The organism is Acidobacteriota bacterium, assembly GCA_018001935.1.
GTDB lineage: Bacteria > Acidobacteriota > JAAYUB01 > JAAYUB01 > JAAYUB01 > JAGNHB01.
Genome location: JAGNHB010000001.1, coordinates 32,435 through 51,107 on the forward strand (window position 1 = coordinate 32,435; position 18,673 = coordinate 51,107).

General features: G+C 68.0%; 16 protein-coding genes. 3 read left to right on the forward strand and 13 right to left on the reverse strand.

The genetic code is table 11. The annotated features are described in order from the left end of the window. Nucleotides 1-385: 385 nt before the first annotated feature. From KA419_00145 to KA419_00165, 5 genes are all read right to left on the reverse strand, one after another. Nucleotides 386-1,924: a B12-binding domain-containing radical SAM protein gene (locus KA419_00145; protein ID MBP7864327.1), complete on the reverse strand. Its 1,539-nt coding sequence runs from the start codon at nucleotides 1,922-1,924 to the stop codon at nucleotides 386-388. Beyond that, a complete protein-coding gene (locus KA419_00150) occupies nucleotides 1,921-2,952 on the reverse strand; it encodes a radical SAM protein (protein ID MBP7864328.1) in 1,032 nt (343 codons plus the stop codon). The genes KA419_00145 and KA419_00150 overlap by 4 nt, the downstream gene beginning before the upstream one ends. Nucleotides 2,953-3,106: 154 nt before the next feature. Next, nucleotides 3,107-3,472 (reverse strand): DUF5615 family PIN-like protein, encoded by a 366-nt coding sequence (locus KA419_00155; GenBank protein ID MBP7864329.1) that lies wholly within the window; start codon nucleotides 3,470-3,472, stop codon nucleotides 3,107-3,109. Continuing rightward, nucleotides 3,469-3,714, reverse strand: coding sequence for a DUF433 domain-containing protein (locus tag KA419_00160; protein ID MBP7864330.1), 246 nt, complete (start codon nucleotides 3,712-3,714; stop codon nucleotides 3,469-3,471). The genes KA419_00155 and KA419_00160 overlap by 4 nt, the downstream gene beginning before the upstream one ends. A 34-nt stretch (nucleotides 3,715-3,748) precedes the next feature. Next, nucleotides 3,749-5,197 (reverse strand): DUF2029 domain-containing protein, encoded by a 1,449-nt coding sequence (locus KA419_00165; GenBank protein MBP7864331.1) that lies wholly within the window; start codon nucleotides 5,195-5,197, stop codon nucleotides 3,749-3,751. Nucleotides 5,198-5,477: 280 nt separating this feature from the next. Between KA419_00165 and KA419_00170 the strand changes: the two genes are divergently transcribed. Together KA419_00170 and KA419_00175 are read left to right on the forward strand one after the other, a co-directional pair. Then, a complete protein-coding gene (locus KA419_00170) occupies nucleotides 5,478-6,779 on the forward strand; it encodes an ABC transporter permease (protein ID MBP7864332.1) in 1,302 nt (433 codons plus the stop codon). A gap of 13 nt (nucleotides 6,780-6,792) precedes the next feature. Then, complete coding sequence (locus KA419_00175) at nucleotides 6,793-8,055, forward strand: ABC transporter permease (protein ID MBP7864333.1); 1,263 nt, start codon at nucleotides 6,793-6,795, stop codon at nucleotides 8,053-8,055. Between the two features lie 512 nt (nucleotides 8,056-8,567). Here the strand turns inward: KA419_00175 and KA419_00180 are convergent. Both KA419_00180 and KA419_00185 read right to left on the reverse strand, forming a co-directional pair. After that, nucleotides 8,568-9,314 carry an ankyrin repeat domain-containing protein gene (locus tag KA419_00180; GenBank protein MBP7864334.1) on the reverse strand — a complete coding sequence of 249 codons (747 nt, stop codon included), beginning with the start codon at nucleotides 9,312-9,314 and terminating at the stop codon, nucleotides 8,568-8,570. A 183-nt stretch (nucleotides 9,315-9,497) separates the two neighbouring features. Continuing rightward, entirely contained in the window at nucleotides 9,498-11,201 is a 1,704-nt protein-coding gene (locus KA419_00185; GenBank protein ID MBP7864335.1) for a TolC family protein, read from the reverse strand. Nucleotides 11,202-11,428: 227 nt separating this feature from the next. Between KA419_00185 and KA419_00190 the strand changes: the two genes are divergently transcribed. After that, nucleotides 11,429-12,361, forward strand: coding sequence for a DUF1684 domain-containing protein (locus KA419_00190; protein MBP7864336.1), 933 nt, complete (start codon nucleotides 11,429-11,431; stop codon nucleotides 12,359-12,361). Between the two features lie 2 nt (nucleotides 12,362-12,363). Here KA419_00190 and KA419_00195 read toward each other — a convergent pair whose 3' ends face one another. From KA419_00195 to KA419_00220, 6 genes are all read right to left on the reverse strand, one after another. Next, nucleotides 12,364-14,112: a phospholipid carrier-dependent glycosyltransferase gene (locus KA419_00195; protein ID MBP7864337.1), complete on the reverse strand. Its 1,749-nt coding sequence runs from the start codon at nucleotides 14,110-14,112 to the stop codon at nucleotides 12,364-12,366. Nucleotides 14,113-14,267: 155 nt separating this feature from the next. Then, nucleotides 14,268-15,023 (reverse strand): nickel pincer cofactor biosynthesis protein LarB, encoded by a 756-nt coding sequence (larB, locus tag KA419_00200; GenBank protein ID MBP7864338.1) that lies wholly within the window; start codon nucleotides 15,021-15,023, stop codon nucleotides 14,268-14,270. A gap of 1 nt (nucleotide 15,024) precedes the next feature. Further along, the gene (locus tag KA419_00205) at nucleotides 15,025-16,563 is read right to left on the reverse strand and encodes an ABC transporter ATP-binding protein (protein ID MBP7864339.1); all 1,539 of its coding nucleotides are present in this window, start codon (nucleotides 16,561-16,563) and stop codon (nucleotides 15,025-15,027) included. A 7-nt stretch (nucleotides 16,564-16,570) separates the two neighbouring features. Next, nucleotides 16,571-17,128: an isoprenylcysteine carboxylmethyltransferase family protein gene (locus tag KA419_00210; GenBank protein MBP7864340.1), complete on the reverse strand. Its 558-nt coding sequence runs from the start codon at nucleotides 17,126-17,128 to the stop codon at nucleotides 16,571-16,573. 9 nt (nucleotides 17,129-17,137) lie between these two features. After that, on the reverse strand, nucleotides 17,138-18,199 hold the full coding sequence (locus KA419_00215) for a glycosyltransferase family 9 protein (GenBank protein ID MBP7864341.1): 1,062 nt from the start codon (nucleotides 18,197-18,199) through the stop codon (nucleotides 17,138-17,140). Beyond that, entirely contained in the window at nucleotides 18,183-18,671 is a 489-nt protein-coding gene (locus tag KA419_00220) for an adenylyltransferase/cytidyltransferase family protein (GenBank protein MBP7864342.1), read from the reverse strand. Before KA419_00220 ends, KA419_00215 begins: the two co-directional genes overlap by 17 nt. Nucleotides 18,672-18,673 lie beyond the last annotated feature (2 nt).

Sequence of the window (18,673 nt, forward strand, 5' to 3'; positions counted from 1 at the left end):
GGCGCGATCAAAGCGGCGCTCCGGCAGCCTTCGCGCCGCACTCCTCAGGGAAGGGAGAAGATCGAGGGCTGCGGGCTGCCGTCGCCAAGGGGGCCGCCGATCCCGGCTGCGAGCGCGAATGCGAGTGCGAGTTCGGCTGCGCTTGCGAGTGCGATTGCGACTGCGGCTGCGATTGCGAGTGCGATTGCGAGTGCGCTTGCGACTGGGATTGCGACTGGGATTGCGAGTGCGACTGCGACTGCGATTGCGACTGCGATTGCGACTGCGACTGCGACTGCGATTGCGACTACGATTGCGACTGCGATTGCGACTGCGATACCGATACCGATACCGATACCGACCCCGACGGGAATCCCTCCGGACCTACAGCCTAAACCCCTACAGCCTAAACCCCTCTTCCCAGCATCTTCCGGTGCAGCCGGTTCACGTAGGCGCGCTGGAGGCGGTTGACCAGGGCCACCTCGGGCATGAAGCCGAGGCGGCGGTGCTTGAGCCGCCACGCGATGAGGGCGTGGTAGAGGCCGTAGAAGGCCATGACGGGGAGGCGCATCCATCGGCCGCCGAAGCGCTCGAAGGCCTTGCGGTCGAAGAAGCGGCTCATGACGTTCAGGCGGTTGAGGTGCTTGATCCGGCGCTTGTCCAGGAAGGAGTGGCGGGCCTCGACCCAGTCGTAGTCGGCCCACTCGTCGAGGGTGGAAGGGAAGTTGGAGAGCCCTTTCTCCAGGCAGAGGTCGAAGAGGGGCGTGCCGGGGTAGGGGGTGTAGATGGAGAGGGGGGTGGTGCTGACGTTGGGGTTGTCGCGGAGGAGGCGCCGCATGAGGTCCACGGTGTCGAACAGCTGGTCGTCGGTCTCGCCGGGGAAGCCGGCCATGAAGCTGTACTTGACGTTGAGCCCCGCGGGGCCGATCTTGCGGTTGGCCCGCTCCACCTCCGCCACGGTGAAGCGCTTGCCGATCACGCGGAGGACCTCGTCGTTGCCCGACTCCACGCCGACGAGCAGTTCCTGGAAGCCGTTGGTGCGCAAGCGGCGGAGGAGGGCCTCGTCGGCTCGGTCCAGAAAGTCCACCCGGCAGCTCACCTCGAAGAGGAACTTCTCGTCGCCCGCTTCCAGTTGGTCCAGGATGTCCAGCACACGCCGGCGGTCGGCGAAGAAGTAGTCGTCGTAGAGGAAGAGGGAGCGGACCCCGAAGCGCTCCGCGATGCGCTTCAGTTCGGCGTGGACGCGCCCCGCGCTTTGGGCCCGGTACTTCCCCCTGTTGAAGAGAAGGTTGTAGCAGAAGCCGCAGCGGTGGGTGCAGCCGCGGGAGGTGACGAACTGGAGCTGGGGCTCCCGCAGGATGTGGCCGATGGTGCGGTACCGGGCGGCGTCCACCAGGTCGTAGTCCACCGGGGGGAGGGTGTCCAGGTCGGCGATCAGGGGGCGTTCGGGGCCGGCGCTCACCCCGTCCCCCGCCTTCACCCAGACGCCGGGGGTGCCCTCGAGGGAACGTCCCGCGGCCAAGGCATCGGCGAGGTCGGCGACGGTCTCCTCGCCCTCGCCGGCGCACACGGCGTCCACCAGGGGGTGCCGCACGGTCCCCTCGGGGACGAGGCTGGGGTGCACGCCTCCCCAGACCACGGGCAGGTCCGGGTCGCGCTCCCGGGCCAGCCGGGCCGCCGTCAGCCCCCCGCGGATCTGGAAGCCGGTCATGCTGGAGACGCCCAGGAAGAGGACATCGCCACCCGCCAGTTCCCGCCGGACGGCCCCCTCGAAATCGGCCTCCGTGCGCTGGTCCACGATGACGGGGTCGTAGCCCTTCTGCTTGAGGACCGTCCCCACCATCATCAGCCCCAGGGGCAGCCCGGTGTTGATGCCGTAGACGTCCTGCCCCGTGGACGGGTAAACCAGCACGACGCGCTTTCCGGGGCGGGGCCGCGCCTTCATCGCCGGTCCTCGAAGAGGGAGATGCCGTAGCGCAGGGAGAGGCGCTCCATGACGGGGATGAGCTTGCGCACGTGCAGGGCGCTGGCCAGGTAGCTCCCCACGATGAGGGGGAAGCGCGGCCGGGGCGCCAGGCAGTTCGCGCACTCGGGGAAGGCCTCCGGGCGCCCCTCGAGGTGGGCCCGGCGCATGGCCTGCATCGTCTCGTTGTTCCAGATCTCGGCCAGGGGCTTCTTGGCCACGTTGCCGACAGGCTGGGCGGTCCAGGCGTGGCAGCACGGGAAGACGTCGCCATTCTCCTCGATGTAGACCGGGCCCTGCCAGAGGAAGTAGCAGGGGTTCTTGCGCTTGGCCGGCTGGTGCTTGCGCTCCTCGAGGCCGACGCCCTCCACGCAGATCTCGTCCTCCTTGATCCGGACGGCGTCCACGCCGGGGAGGCGCCACATCCTCCGGTAATCCGCCACCTGGTGGCGGTTGGCCGGCAGGCGGACCATCTGGAGGGCCACCCCCGTCCGGCTCTTCCGCTCCACCTTCCGCTTCAGGAAGTGGAGGATGTTGGCGCGGACCTTGGCGAAGTCGGCCCCGACCCGGTACTGCTCGTACACCTCGGGGGTCGTCCCGTCGAAGGCGATGATGAGGTAGTCCAGGCCGCTGTCCAGCAGAGCCTCGGTGCGGTCGGCGTCCAGCAGGGTGGCGTTGGTGGAGAGGAGGGTGTAGATCCGCTTTTCGCGGCAGTAGCGGACCATCTCGAAGATCCGCGGGTTGAGCAGCGGCTCGCCGCCGCCGTAGGGGATGACGCACTCGAAGTATGGGGCGCCCTCGTCCACGATCTTCGTGAAGAGGTCAAAGTCGATGTCCCGGTTGCCGAACTCGGAGATGGCCCGGGGGCACATGGGGCAGCGCAGGTTGCAGCGGGACGTGCTGGAGATGGCGGCCCACAGGGGCAGGCCGGGGCAAACCGTCTTCCGGCGCAGGTAGCTGAGCAGGAGGCGGAGGCGGTGGGCGGACTTGGTCTTGGGGCGGACGTTCAACGCTGATTTCCTGTAGGGGACGGTTCGGAACCCCGAACCACACGAACCACACGAACGCACAAGGGCGGATCATACCACGAACGGCCCGGGATTCCCACCTTTGGAGAAAAGAGTTCGTATGGAAGGCAGGTGAGTTGAAAGTGACGCCAATGGGTCAGAGAGGGAGGGACCGAATCCGTATTCGCTTCTCTTCAAGCACCACGATGCTCCCTTTGACCAAGTGTTCAGTGATCGAAGGCAGGTTGCGGGTAAGAAGGGCCAGTTGATTCTCTGGCCGTCGATCGGATTCTCGTCGAAAGAGGATGATCGAAGGCATTGTCGATCTCAATACGGCGAGAATGGTACCGAAATCGGTATCAGCTGAAACAAGAATCCGTCCTTCCAGTGCGGCCAGGTCGAAGATGGTCTGGTCTGCAGAGTTCTGAAGGTTCAGATCCCGGACATGTACGGAATCGTGCCCAGCTTCACTCAACAACAGGGCCAGGCGGGGAGACAGCGCATTGTCTATCAGGAATCTCATGAGGTGGCCAGAACGGGAATCGCCTTCTCCGCAACCGCCATGGATGCAAAGTGAAGGGCTTCCTGAATATCCTCGATCTGAAGGTCAGGATAGGCTGCAAGAATCTCTTCAGAGGTCATTGCATCCGCTACCATCCCAACTACCGTGGCGACAGGAATCCTGAGCCCCCGGATACAGGGTACCCCTCCCATCTGGCCAGGGTTGACAGTGATTCGAGTGAATTCCACAAGAACCTCCCTCATTACTCTGCAACTATCATATCATGCTCCGCGATTTTTAGTTTTCCGAGGTTTGAGATTCGATGGCGGGGAGAGGTTCTCGAGACGGTTGCGGAGGGGTTTCGAGGAGCAGTTTCAGGGCGGCGGCCCAGAGGGCGAGGGTGGCCAGCGGGAGGACCCCGAATTCCCGGAGGAACTTCAGGCCCGGGAGCTGTTCCACCGCCATGACCACGGCGTAGCACAGGAGGAGGAGGTTCAGCCCGGGACCGGTGCGGGGCGCGCCCCGGCGCTCCCACGCCCAGGCGATCAGACCGGTCACCAGGGGGAGGGCCAGGGCGTAGTAGTGTGGCTTGCAGGTGGGCATGGCCGGGACCGCGACGGCGAGCAGGGCGCCGATCGCCAGCAGGTCGCGCGCCGGGCGGGGGCCGCCGGGCGGTTCCCGCCACCCCCAGGCCCACAGGGTCGTGACGGCGAGGGCCGCCGCCAGGGCGGCGCCGAACCACCGGTAGCCGTCCGGCATCACCGGCGGGCGGGCGGCGGGGTCGGGGTGGAGCGCCTTGAACAGCGACACCCCGTAGGAGGGGAAGTTGCCGGGGACCACGTCCAGCTCGAGGCGGATCTCGGGGACCATCTCCCCGGTGAGCAGCCCCTTCAGGCGAAGTTCGTAGAAGTCGCGGGTCAGCTCGACGGCTCGGGAAGGACCCACCAGCACGGCGGGAATCACGACCAGCCCCAGGGCCAGCCCCGCCAGGAAACCGCCCGCCGCTCGCCACCGGCGTTTCCAGAGCGCGGCCAGGAGCACGGCCCCCAGGTAGGGCTTGACGCAGGCGCCCAGCCCCAGCCAGAGGCCCGCCCACGCGAAACGCCCCGAGAGCCAGCCGGCGGCGAAACCCGCCATGCCCAGCAGCAGGAGGGTGTTGGGCTGCCCCCGGACCAGGCTGAAGCCGACCGGCACGACGCACGCCAGCAGGGGGAAGAGCCGCAGCCGCCACCAGGGCCGGCCGGAGGGCGGCGGGTCGTGCAGGCGCGGGACCCCCCATGCCCGCTCGAGACCCCTGGCGGCCAGGTGGAGGGCGAAAACCAGGGCCGCCAGGCCGAGAGCGTACCAGACCGCCACCGCCACCGGGTAGGTGACCCAGCCGTCCGCGCGGGTGGCGCCGGCGGCGTCGGGGGGGACCGCCAGGGGCGCCAGGAGGATGGCCATCAGCGGCGGGTAGTGATAGTGCCAGCTGTTGGTGTCCTTCACGAGGTAGGGGTTGTCCCCGGCGCGCACGGCCCAGGCGGCCCGGAAGTAGACGTCGGCGTCGGTGCGGCGGGTTTTCAGGTAAGCGGACCGGAGTACGGTGAGCGCCCCGAAAGCGAGGCTGACCAGCAGGACCAGGACCAGCCCGGTCTTTTCCCAGCCGTTGAGCCGGTCCACGGAAGGGAGGGCAGAGCGGGCGCCCGGCCTTCTCAGAGGGGCTGGCTGAGGACAGTCGGGCTCTGCTGTGCGTTTCGCGTTACCCATGGCTCTCTCCGGCCGACAGGGTAGCACTAAAGGGGGGAGAGAATCCAGAAGACAGGAGAAGGGAGTCCGACGAGTCTGACAAGTCTGACAAGTCCGACAAGTCCGACAAGTCGGACAAGTCGGACACCCCTGCTTCAGCGGCCCTTCCCGCTTCTCTCCCCGCTCCCTGGCTCCGGTCTCCTTTCCCGTCCTGCGGCCTTCAGCCCACAGCCTTCAGGCTTCTGGAACATTCTTCCCCCCTCCGCCGTATAAAGCGCTTGAATCGGGTGAAGGAGCGTTCATGGCATCCACGGACATGGTCATCCCCAACGGGCGCGTGCGTCGGTTCCACCGGGTCCCGGTCCTCAGCGCCTTCCCCGTCTTCTGGGAGGCGCTGAAAATCGCCCTCTTCTCCATCTTCAGCAACAAGCTCCGGTCCTTCCTCACCCTCATCGGCATCATCATCGGGGTGGCGTCGGTGGTGGTGGTCGGGGCGTTCATCAGCGGCATGGAACTCTACGTCACCGAGAACATCACCAGCATCCTGGGGAGTCACTCCTTCATCGTCGCGAAGGTGGCGGGGATGAACATGAGCCGGGAGGAGTGGGAGCGCCGCATGCGAACCCACCGGGACATCCTGGGGAGCGACTACGAGGAGGTCCTCCGGAAGTCGAGGCTGGCCAAGGCGGTGGCCGTGGACACGGGCACCAGCGCCAGCATACACCTCAAGGGCAAGGACCTCTGGGATGTCCGTTTCATCGGGGCCACGGCCAACATCCACGAGATCAGCAATATCTCGGTCGAGGCGGGGCGGTTCTTCCAGCCGTTCGAGGTGGAACGCGCACGCCCCGTCTGCGTGGTGGGGTGGAACCTGGTCAACGAGTTCTTCCAGAACGTGGACCCCATCGGGAAGACCCTGAAGGTGAGGGAAGTGGAGTTCACCATTGTCGGGGTGCTCACGAAGCGGGGGAGTTTCCTCGGGATGAACATGGACAACCTGATGTACATCCCCTACACGGTGTTCCAGAAGATCTTCGGCCTGCGGCGCGGGCTGACCCTGCGCGTCAAGACGACGCCCGAGAACTTCGAGGACTGCCAGGAGGAGGTGCGCCGGATCCTCCGGGCCAAGCGCCACCTCGCGTTCACCCGCGCCGACGACTTCGACATCATGTCCACCGACGAGATCAACCAGCAGGTGGAGGGCTTCGCCGGGGTGGTGGCCATGGTGGTCACCCCTGTGACCCTCATCGCCCTCCTGGTGGGGGGGATCGTCATCATGAACATCATGCTGGTCTCCGTCACCGAGCGGACCCGGGAGATCGGCATCCGGAAAGCCATCGGGGCGAGGCGGCGCGACGTGCTCCTCCAGTTCCTCCTGGAGGCGGGGATCCTGGGCATGTGCGGGGGCGGCCTCGGCATCCTGGGCGCCTGGACCCTCTGCGCGGCCATGACGGCGGCCCTGGGATTCGCGTTGAGCATCACCAGCGGCTACATCATCCTGGCCCTGACGGTGTCGGGCGGGATCGGGATCCTGGCGGGGTTGTACCCCGCCGCCAAGGCCTCCAAGCTGGACCCCATCCGGGCCTTGTCGTACGAAACCTGAGAGGTGACCGCCCATGATGATGACCCCTGCCCAACGCCGACGCATCTGGCTCGAAAACGTCAGCCAGGCCTTCCAGACCATCCGTTCCCACAAGTTCCGGTCCTTCCTGACGGTCCTGGGCGTCTTCATCGGGATCGTGACCGTGGTCCTGGTGGCCTCCATCCTGACCGGGATGCGGGGGAACCTGGTCAAGATGATCGAGCAGTACGGCACCAGCAACATTTACGCCTTCCACCTCGAGACCGGCATCCGCACCGGGCCCCCGTCCCGCCGCGAGTGGCAGCGCAAGCCCCTCCGGGTGGAATTCGGGGAAACCATACGCCGCCGCTGCCCCGCCGTGGACTCCGTGGGCTATTTCCTCATCCCGCGCAATTTCAGCGGCCCCGTCAAGTACCAGGGGAACGAGTACAAGGACGGGGAGTTCCGCGGGGTCTCCCCGGGGTACTTCGACACCACCAGCATCGAGATCGCCCTTGGGCGCCCCCTCAACGAAGCCGACGACGACCACCGGATCCAGAACTGTGTCCTGGGGCCCGAGGTGGCCAAGGCCCTTTTCCCCTTCTCCACCCCGGTGGGGAAGGAGGTCCTGATCGCCGGCAAGGCCTTCATCGTGGTGGGCGTGGCGGCGAAGCAGAAGACCACCTTCTTCGGCGAGAACGAGGAAGACAACATGATCTACTTCCCCTTCAAGACGCTGCAGCGGGTTTCCCCCCAGGACGACTGGGTGATGCTGGTCATCAAGGCGAAAGAGGGGATGCTCCAGAAAGCCCTCGACCAGTCGGAGCAGGTCCTCCGCTCCGAGCGTAAGCTCAAGGCGGCGGACGAGAACGACTTCTCCATGTCCACCTCCGAGTCCATCATCTCCCAGTTCGACAACATCACCGCCGGCGTCGGGTTGGTGACCATCGCCATCTCCGCCGTAGGCCTGATGGTGGGCGGGATCGGGGTGATGAACATCCTCCTGGTCTCGGTGAAGGAGCGGACGCGGGAAATCGGGGTGCGGAAGGCCATCGGGGCCCGTCGGAAGGACATCACCATCCAGTTCCTCATCGAGGCCATGACCCTGACGGGGATGGGGGGGCTGGCGGGGATCCTGGCGGCCACCACGCTCGGGATGCTCATCAGTGCGCTCTTCCCGGCGATCCCGGCGGTGATCCCCCTCTGGGCGGTCACCACCGCACTGGTCCTGTCCGTCCTCATCGGGCTGGCGTTCGGCGTGTGGCCCGCCACCCGGGCGGCGCGCCTCGACCCCATCGAGTGTCTGCATTACGAGTAGGCTGTAGGCTATAGGCTATAGGCTGTAGGGCGGAGGTCTTCTCATCGGTATCGGTATCGGGGTCGCAATCGCAGTTGCCATCGCCATCGCAATCGCCATCGCCATCGGTATCGCCATCGGTATCGCCATCGGTATCGCCATCGCAATCGCCATCGGTATCGCAACCGCAACCGCAACCGACAACGACCTCTCCGTACCTGCCGCCTCCCCCGGGGGTAAAACACCGCGTCGCACGGGTAACCCCGCCCCGAAGGCGGCGGGAGCCCGGTGTTGCCTTCGATCCATATCTCAATAGGAACAAGAAGATGTGGTATCCGGGGTATTGAGTGAAGAGGGCGAGGGCGGACCCGACTGCGATTGAGACTGCGATGGCGAATACGAGATGGCGATGGCGATGGCGATGGCGATGGCGATGGCGATACCGATACCGATACCGATACCGATACCGATTCCGATACCGATAGGAGCCCCTCCGGACCTACAGCCTACAGCCCTACAGCCCCCCACAGAGCCTACTTCCCATGGGCTTCCAGGACCTTCACGACTTCCGTGTGCCCGATGTCGGTGGCCAGCGAGAGGGCGGTCTTGCCGTTGTCGTCCGTGGCCTTGGGGTCGGCCCCGTTGGCGAGGAGGAATTCCACCATGGCCGTCTGGCCGTTGGCGGCGGCCAGGATCAGGGCGGTTTTCCCGTCGTTGCTCCGCGTATCGACCTTGGCCCCCTTGGCGAGGAGCAGCTTGACCACCTCGATGAAACCGTCGTTGGCCGCGGACATCAGGGCGGTCCACCCCATGTTGGTGCGCGCGTCGGCCCTCGCGCCTTTTTCCAGGAGAACCTGGACAACCCCCGCCTGGCCGTTGGCGGCGGCGATGATCAGGGCGGTGAACTGGTTCCGGTTCCGGGCTTCCAGGTCGGCGCCGTTTTCCGCCAGGAGCTTCACGAAGTCGGCGTGACCGTTCCCCGCGCCGTACATGAGGGCCGTGAAGCCGTCCTTGTTGGCGGCGTTGACCTTGACGCCCTTGGAGAGGAGCGCCCGGGCAACCTCCACGCTGCCGCCCACCCCCGTGAACATGAGGATGGTCGATCCGTCCTGCAGGGCCAGGTTGGGGTTCCCGTCCTTCTCGAGCCACTCGGACACCCACGCCGCATTGCCCGACTGGACGTTCTTGAAAGGGTCGTCCTGGTTCGCGGCCGGGTCCTGGGCCGGGGAAAAGGGCACGAGCAACGCAAGGAACCCGAAGAAAAGAACAACGTTTTTCATCCTCTATCTCCCTTCATCCTCGTTGAACCGCTCATGCATCACCCCCCCGACGTTCCCCCGTTTCCCCCTCTCGTCGGTCTGGAGTGCAAACCCGGAACCTTGGCCACGCGCAAATCACTGGCAGAAATTTGTCTATATCACACTTCCCGGCAGGGAGCAATCGATTTTACGGCGTGAACGGGCTCAGTTACGCTCCAGGGAAGGGGCCACCTGGATGCCGTGCTTGTCCAGCAACTGGGCGGTGGCGAAGTAATAGTCGAGGAGTGACTTCCGGTAGGCGATCCGGGCCAGCACCTCCTGGGAGCGGGCCTGCGCGAGGTTGCGCTGCGACTCCAGCAGGTCCCGGATCACCGACACGCCGGCTTCGAACTTCGCCTGCTCCCCCTCGAGATCTTTCTCCGCCTGGACACGCCCCTCGCGGGACGCCGCGATCAGGCCGCGGTCGCGTTCCAGGTTGTTGTAGACCGTCTGAAGGGTGAGGACGACCTGCTGACGGGCCTGGTCGAGGAGCGCACCCTGGTAGTCACGGTCGATGGTGGCCCGGGCGTAGGCGGCCCGGGCGTCCAGGTTCCCGATGGGGATCACCAGGGAGAGCTGGAGGGCGAAGCCGTTGTAGCGCCCCCGCATCATCTGGCCGAGGGACTCCCACCCGTTCCCGGAGAACTCGTTGTTCAAGGCGGCGATCAGGTCGGGGTTGACACCCGGGAGGTCCTTGAGGCCGCCCTTGAGGCCGTGCTGGGTGTAGGAGGCACTGAAATCGAGGGCGGGGAGCAGGCGGTTCTTCGCCTGCTTGAGGGCGATCTCGGAACTCTCCAGGCCGATCTTCGCTCTCCGGACGTCCCCCCGTCGCTCCACGGCGCGATCGGCGGCCTCGGCGAAGGAGAGGGGTTCCTCCTCGATGTGCGGGTCCAGGGCTTCCAGTTCCACGGCCAGGGCCGGTCCGACGATCGGGGGGCCCGCCGGGGTCAGGGTGCCCAGGAGCTTCTGCTGGAGGTTTCGCAGCGTCGTCTCGGCGGCGATGACTTCCTGAAGGCGTCGCGCCGTCTCGGCCCTGGCCTTGTAGAGGTTGAGTTCCGGCTGGGTCCCGGCCTCGACCTGGGCGAAGGTGTCGTCCCGGGTCTTTTCGGACAGGCGCAGGGACTCCTGCTTCACCTCGAGGTCGGTCCGGGCGTAGAGGACGTCCCAGTACTGCTTTTCCACGTCGAGGACCAACTGTTCCAGCTTGTGCCGGAAATCGGACTCCGCGATCTTCCAGGCGTTCCGGGCGATGAGAACGGGAGCGCGGTTCACCTCGCGGCCCCGGCCGCGGAGAAGGTGCTGGTTGAAGCTGAACGTCAGGGTGCCGATGTAGCTGGGGGAGAACAGGACCTGGTTCTGGTTGCTCTCGAAGCGCTGGAAGCTGATGTCGGCGGCGAGGGTGGCGCCCGTGGGGAAGTACTTGGAGACGACCTGGTTCGTGGAGATCGACCGGGTCCAGTTGTGGAAGATGCCGGTGACGGTGGAGGGGGAGGGGTCCTTGTCCTGGGCGTAGGCGAAATTCTGCGACCAGACGGGCTCGAAGGGGGCTTCGGACTGGTAGTACGCCTGGTGGCGGTCCCGGATCTCCAGGCGCTGAAGGTGGACATCCAGGTTGTTCCGAACCGCCAGCCGGATCGCGTCCTCCAGCCTCAGCCGAAGTTTCCCGTCCCGGATCAGCCCTTGCAGCTCCCCGGCCTCGGGCCCGTTCACCGGATCGGCTTCGGGGGGAGCGAACTGGTGGTGGAAGAGGTCCGGCACGTAGGGCGATTGCAGCCCCGCCGGCCGTTTCGCGTCGTCGTCCGGGGGGAGCGCGAGGCTTGGCGCGAACGCGAACAAGGCCAGGGCGAAGAGGATTCCCGTCACTCTCATGGGTGGCTCCTTTCGATGATCCCGTGCGAAAACGGGCCGTCCGTGGGGCATGCCCGGGGGGCTGCCCCCCCCCCGTGTCACACCACCCGGGAATTGTCAACCAACCGGCCCCGGAAGTCAACCGTCCGATGCCGGGAGCAGAGAAGACGGGGTGAAAGGGGGGCGGGCCGGCGGGGAACGGTGTATAATGCCCCTCGGCAGCCGTGAGGGCGGCCGGGGAGGTTGCGATGCGAAGAACGTTCAGCCGTCCGGCAGGTTCCGCTGTTTTCCTGGGGTTGGCGGCCCTGGTGGCCTTCGGGGCTTCGCTTGCCCCGGGGGACGGGCCCCCGTCGCCCGCCGAGCGGCGGAAAGCCGTGCTGGCGGATCGCACGAAGAAGGACGCGGAGTTCCGCTCCGCTCCCACGTCGCCCATGGCCGCCGCGGACCGGCGGTCGGTGGCGCCCGGGGAAACCGCCTGGCTCGGGACGTACCCCGACGTGTTCTCCCTGGGAGAACAGGCCCCGCCGGGGGCCCTCTTCGGGCTCCGGTTCAGCGAGGGGCGCTGGGCCTGGACGGCCGTGAACGGCCCGTCCCGGCCCCGGGGCGCAACCCCGGGCACCCGGTCCGGGGAAATCCTCCCCGGACAGGAGTTCCCCGTGGGGCGGCAGACGGTGGCGGCCTACCCGTCGCCGTCCGGGTTGGTGCTCATCCGCTTCGACCCGGATCGCGAGGCGGTCACCTCGTTCAAGGGACTCGCCTACTTTCCCTACCGCCCGGAGTTCGCCGTGAGGGCCCGGCTCGTCCGCTTCGAAAGACCCGAAACCGTGACGCTCCTCACCAGCCGGAATCTCCGGAAGGAGTTCTTCCGCTACGCCGAAATCCGTTTTCTCCACGGCGGGAAAGCGCAGCGCCTGACCGCTTTCACCACGTCGCCCGAAGGGCCGGGGACGGAGACCCTCTTCATCCCCTTCCGGGATGCCACCACGGGAAAGGGAACCTACCCCGCGGGGCGGTTCCTGGAAGTTCCACACCCCGCCGGGGAGGACCTGGTTCTGGACTTCAACACCGCCTTCAACCCCCTCTGCAACTATGCCGACACCTACAATTGCCCGCGACCGCCCGAGGAGAACCGCCTGGATTTCCCTGTCCGGGCGGGGGAGAAGACCTACGGCGCGGAGTGAGTTCAGGGCCAGGGCGTGGAGAAGCTTTCGAGGGGGGGGGCTTCAGGCCCCGCTGCGCTCCCCGGCCCCCGCTTCTCAAAGAGGACGACGGCCCACCCCTCCCGGCGTCCGGTGTAGAGGACCCGCCCCTGTCGGTACAGCGCCTTCCAGAGATCCCGGGATTCTTCCAGGTCCGCGGCGGTGTGTTTCTTGTAACAGTACTTGTTGTCCCAGAGGAAGAGGGTGCCGGGTGGGGCGGCTTCCCACCGGGCCCGGGCGTCCGGGTTCGAGTAGGCGTAAACCGTTCCGTTCCGCCGGATGTAGACGGCGGCCACGTGCTGGGTGAGGAGGGCTCGGCCCGAAAGCCGGGGGGTGACCGCCACCCGGGACCCGTCCCGGATCAGCGAGCTCAGGGGGCTGTCCCCCAGGTTGAGGGGGCGCACCATGAGCGCTGACTGAAACAGGGCCAGCCCCGCGCAGGCGACGGTGAAGGCGCGGGTCAGCCGCCTCCGGAAGGGCAGGGCCGCCCAAGCCGCCCAGAGACCGTAGGCCAGGCTCAGCGCCGCCAGCGCGACCAGGGCCGCGGGGTGGGCCAGGGGGCGGACGAGGGCCGTGGCGACGACCAGCGCCGCCAGCGCGGCCGGTCCCAGGATCGCCCGGGCGCGGCCGGGGGCTGCGCCGAGGCCCGCGGCGAGACCGGCGGACGCCAGGGCGCCCACGAGGCCGGCCAGGGTCACCATGAAACGGGCGTAGCCCCCGGAGGCGAAGATTCCCAGGGCGAAGAGGAGCGACTGGAGGGCGAGAAAGGCGCCCGCCGGGATGGAGGCGAGCAGCCCCCGCCGGCCCGCGGCGAAGGCTCCCGTCACCGCCAGTGCGGCGAGGCCGTAGGAGGCGGCTTCGGGCCACACCCCGAGGAAATGCCAGGCGGGCCCGCTGCCGTACTCCGAGGAGTAGGGGCGGCTGAAGAGGTGGAGCACGGAACTGCCGGGGTCGAGCCTCAGTGCCGCGGAGGCCAGGCACCAGGCCACGGGCGCCCACATCAGCACGGCGCCGCAGGCCCAGTTCCGGGGCGCTCCCAGCAGGCTGCGCACGAGGGCCCCCGGCCGGGGAAACGCCGCGCCCGGGGGAAATTCCGTGGCCGGGCCCTTGCCGGGTCGGCGTCCCGCCCGCCCGGCCGGCTCCGCCGCGTCCACGAGGGCGAAGAGCAGCAGGGGCAGGGGCGCCAGGGCCAGGGTTTCCAGGCGCGTGACGAAGAGGAGGCTCAGCACCCCGCACCCGGCGACCCGGTTCCCGCGCAGGAAGAGCCAGGTCCCGGCCGTGAGGTAGAGGGCGGCGGGGGTCTCGGTCAGGGTGGTAAAACTGAGGGTCAGGGCAAGGGGTTGGAGCCACACCAGGGCGGGCGCCAGGGCGGCCGCGCGCCGGTCGTCGACGAGACGACGGGCGATCAGCCAGGCGAGCCAGGCGACGGCGGCGGTCATGAGGCCGCTCAGGATCCGGCAGCCCGCCAACCCGAAGAACCGGGCCGCCAGCGCGGCCGGGAAGTTGTAACCGGGGCGGGCCCACCAGTGGAGCAGGGCGTTGGGGTCCGTCCAGGCGTCCCGGGCGAAAAGGTAGTGGCAGATGTCGTCGTCGTGGTAGGCCCCGTCACTGGCGTACGCCAGCGCCAGGGAGACCGCCAGCCCGCCGAGGGTCGCCGCCGCGGCCAGGGTTGCGGGGCGAAGGCCGGGTGCTGAGTGTCTTTCACCGGGTTTGGGGTTTTTCTTGCCGTTCACGTCTTCACGCCCGTCGCGCCGGCTCGGACCTGTCTGACCTGTCTGACCTGTCTGACTTGTCTGACTTGTCTGACCTGTCGGACTTGTCAGACCCGTCGGCCTTTGGGTTTTTTTCGTCCCATCGCGCTCCAAAGTCATCCAGCGAGCCCTGCCGCCTAAACAGCTCTCCTCCGGTTGATCAGGGCCGCGGTGTAACCGGCGCCGAAGCCGTTGTCGATGTTCACCACCACCACGTTGGACGCACAGGAGTTGAGCATGCCCAGGAGGGCGGCGACCCCGCCGAAGGAAGCGCCGTAGCCCACGCTGGTGGGGACGGCGATCACGGGGCAGGAGGCCAGGCCCCCGACGACGCTGGGGAGGGCCCCCTCCATCCCGGCCACCGCCACGATGGCGCGGGCGCCGAAGATCTTGTCCCGGACGTCCAGAAGCCGGTGGATGCCGGCCACGCCCACGTCGGTGACGAAGTCCACCCGGTTTCCCATGATCTTGGCCGTGAGCCGGGCCTCCTCCGCCACGGGGATGTCGGCGGTCCCGGCGGTGATGACGAGGACGACCCCCTCCCCGTAGTCCGTGAAGTCGGTCTGCCGGGTGATGCAGCGGGAGTCGGGGTGGTACTCCAGCCCGGTGAACCGGGCTGTCAACCGCTCGTAAACCCCCGGTCCGGCGTGGGTCACGAGGAGGTTGGCCGACCGGTCCAGGATCCGCCCGGCGATGGCCTCCACCTGCTCCGCGGACTTGCCGCGGCCGAAGATCACCTCGGGGAAACCGTTCCGGAGCGACCGGTGATGGTCCACGCGGGCACAGCCGATGTCCTCGAAGGGGAGGTGGCGCAGTCGGTCGAGGGCCGCCTCGACGTCCGTGCCGCCGCCGGCGACGGACTCGAGAAGTTTGCGAAGGTCGGTGGCGTCCATGTCAGGGTTCTCCGGCTTCGGTCTCGAGGCGGCCGCTCGCGGCCGTCGCGGTGTTGGTCATGGCGGGCACGGGGTGGCGCCCGGCGACGTGCTCGATCACCCGGCGGCCCCGGTCCAGCACGTAGCGGTACCGGTGGGGGGTCCAGAGCACGCCCTCGTCCCGCCGGGAGGCCATGACCTGCAGCGGGTAGAGCCGATCGTGAAAATCGTAGGGGTGGATGTCGTCCGGGCAGAAGATCGCTACCGAAACCTCGTACTCGCCGCTCATCAGGGTGCAGTCGTCCAGAATGAAGTCGAGGTACCCCTCCGGCGGGAGTTCGGGGAGGCTGGCCCCGTCCTTGGCGGAGGAGGTGCCGTAGGCCAGGATCCCGTCGTTGCGCCAGATGGACACCCCCATGTTGGGGTTGGGGACCCGGCCGTTCGACCGGAAATGCAGGCGGACGACGAGGGGCTCCCCGTGTTCGAAAGCCGTCCGGACCTTCCCCTCGGCGTCCAGGAACTCCACTTTCCAGATCTCGCCCTCCCGGGTCCCCGTGCGGGGGCAGGGCACCGGCCGCCCTTCGGCCCGTTCCGACGCGCGCTCCGTCCCGGACGTGGAAAGGGAAGGGGCCGCCTCCGGGGCGGGTTGCGGCTCCGGGAGGGGCTCGCTGCGGGTGTCGCGCGGCGCCTCGGCCGGAGGTTCGGCGGCCGCCCCGGGGGCGGGGGCCCCGGGCCCGGGTGCCTCGGCCGTTTCCGTCTCGCCGGGGCCGGGAAGATCCTCCCGCAGGTACTCGACGGCGGCCCCGTCCAGGATCATGCGCTCGCCGATGCGGCGGCGCTGGAAGTTGAGGTACCGGTTGGTGACGTCCACGCTGTCGCCGTCGGCCACGACCCGTCCGCCGTCCAGCCAGAGGGCCCGGCGGCAGAGCCCGCGCACGGAGTTGATGGAGTGGGACACGAAGAGGATGGTCTTCCCCTTGTCCCTGAACTCCCGGATCTTGCGGAAACACTTGCTCTGGAAGTACTCGTCGCCCACGGCGAGGATCTCGTCGATGATGAGGATGTCGGGCTCGGTGAAGACCGCCACGGAGAACCCGAGCCGCATGAACATCCCGGTGGAGTAGATCCGGATGGGGCGGTCGATGAACTCGCCCAGCTCGGAGAACGCGATGATGTCGTCGAGGCGTTCGTCGATCTCTTTCCGGCTCATCCCCAGGATCGAGCAGTTCATGTAGATGTTCTCTCGGCCGGTGAACTCCGTGTGAAAGCCGGCCCCCAGTTCCATGAGGGCGGAGATCCGGCCCCGCACGGTGATGTCGCCCTCGGAGGGGCGGGAAATCCCCGTGATGAGCTTGAGCAGGGTGCTCTTCCCGGCCCCGTTGCTCCCGACGAAGCCGAGGGTCTCCCCGGGCGTCACGCTCAGGCTGACCCCTCGCAGGGCCCACAGTTCCTGGTGACGGTGGAGCCGGCCAAGGCAGGCCATCTCCTTGAGCCGGTCGGTGGGGCGCTTGTACACGTTGTACTTCTTGCCGGCGTCGCGGATTTCGATGACAGGTTTCATGGGTCACTCACCGGAAGAGATGGACGGAGGGCCAGGCGGCCTTGGCGAGGAGGGCGCCCTCGGCGGCCAGCGTCCCCAGGAGGGCGTTGTACTCGCGGTTTTTCCAGGCCCGGGTGATGGAGAAGGCGCCCTCTGCGGGCGGCAGTGCCCGGCCCGGCCGGGGGAGGAAGAGGGGGACGCGGCCGCGGTAGTCCCGGAAGCGTTCCCCGAAGTGGTTTTCGAGGTCCTTCTCCTCCTGCTTCATCACGGCGAGGTAAACCAGCAGGAAGAGGGGGAGGAAGGCCGGGGCCAGCCACCAGATCCCGCTCTGGATGCCGAGCCCCACGCCCATCAGGAGGCTGCCGAGGTAGAGGGGGTTGCGGGTGAACCGGTAGGGGCCGCTGCGGGCGAGGTCTTCGTTCTTGCGGATGTGCCCCGCGGCCCACAGGCGCAGGGAAACCCCGGCCAGGAGAGGGGACAGCCCGGCCGCCAACCAGGCGGCGTCGGGGCGGGCGAAGCAGAAATAGAACACGGCGGCGAGCGTCCCCAGGGGGACCCGAATCCGTTGCAGCAGGCGCCGTTTCATGTCCGTTCCTCATCCTTTCGCCGCGTGACCCGGCGGCGGGCCGAGGCAGGCGAGCAGGCCATTGTAAACGTCCTCGACGGGAATGTCCATACACCGGCCGTCGGAGCATTTCCGATGGTGGCAGCCCTGGCAGGGGAGCCCGCGCGAAACCACGACGGCGCGCTCCCCGAAGGGGCCGTTGCGGCGGGGGTCCGTCGGGCCAAAAATCCCCACCACGGGGGCCCCCGCGGCGGAAGCGAGGTGCATGGGCCCCGTGTCGCCCGCCACCACGGCCGCGGCCTTCCCGCAAAGCAGCGCGAACTCGGGCAGGCCCGGCGCCAGGACCCGGGTCGACGGGGCCGTTCGCCGGACGGCTTCCGCCAAGGGTTCCTCCCCCGGCCCGAGGGTGACCACGGGGGTCAAGCCCAGTTCGCGATCCACCCGGAGGGCCAGGGCCCCGAAGCGCTCCGGGGCCCACCGTTTCGTGGGCCAGCCCCCGCCCGGGTTGAGGATCACGAAGGGGCGGGGCCCCAGGGCCCCGAGCATCTCGCCCGCCCGGCGGGAAGCCTCCCCGGGGAAGCGGAAGGGGAACCGCCGGGGGGCCGTGTCGATGCCCAGGGGCGAGAGGAGCCGGGAGCAGATCTCGATGACGTGGGTGTGCGGGGGGACCTCGCCCACGCGGTGGTTGTAGCCGGCCACGGCGGCTTTCTCCCTCAGGAGGGGCCGTGCCCATCCGATGCGCAGCGGGGCCCCGGACAGCCGGGTCACCGCCGCCGACTTGAGGAGGCCCTGGAAGTCGAAGGCCACGTCGGCGCGGGTGGCGCGCAAGTCCCGGAGGAAGGGGACGAGCCCCCCCTCGCCCCGGAGCTTACGGCCCCGGCGCCAGGACCGCGTGTCCAGTTCCAGCACCCGGTCCACGCACGCCAGGCACCGAACCAGGGTCGCGCAGCGCTTCTCGACGCACCAGGTGATCGTCGCGGCGGGGAAGGCTTCCCGCAGGGCGGCCACGGCGGGCACGGCGTGGAGGGTGTCCCCGATGGCGCTCAGCTTCACGATGAGGATGGACCGCGGTGTTTCAGTCGGAAGGGGCATGGATCGTCCGGATCCGGGCGATGAGGTCCCGGGTGGCGTGGTCCTTGGGGTCGCCGGCGATGCAGACGCGGCCGCCGTAAGAGCGGACCACCTCCCGCTCCGGGACCGTCTCGGGCGTGTAGTCGGTCCCCTTGGCGTGGATGTCGGGCCGGAGTTCCAGGAGGATGGCCTTCACGTCCGGTTCGTCGAAGAGGGTCACCCAGTCCACCGATTCGATGGCGGCCACGATTTCGGCCCGCTCGTCGCCGGGCATGAGGGGGCGGTCGGCGCCCTTGATGGCCCGGACGCTCGCGTCCCCGTTGATGCCCACCACCAGGAGGTCGCCGAGGGCCTTCGCGGCGGCGAGGTAACGGATGTGGCCGACGTGGAGCAGGTCGAAGCAGCCGTTGGCGAAGACCACGACCCGCCCGGCCGCCTGCTCCCGGCGGACGATCCCGGCGAGTTCTTCACGGGTGCGCAGTTTTCCCTCCATGG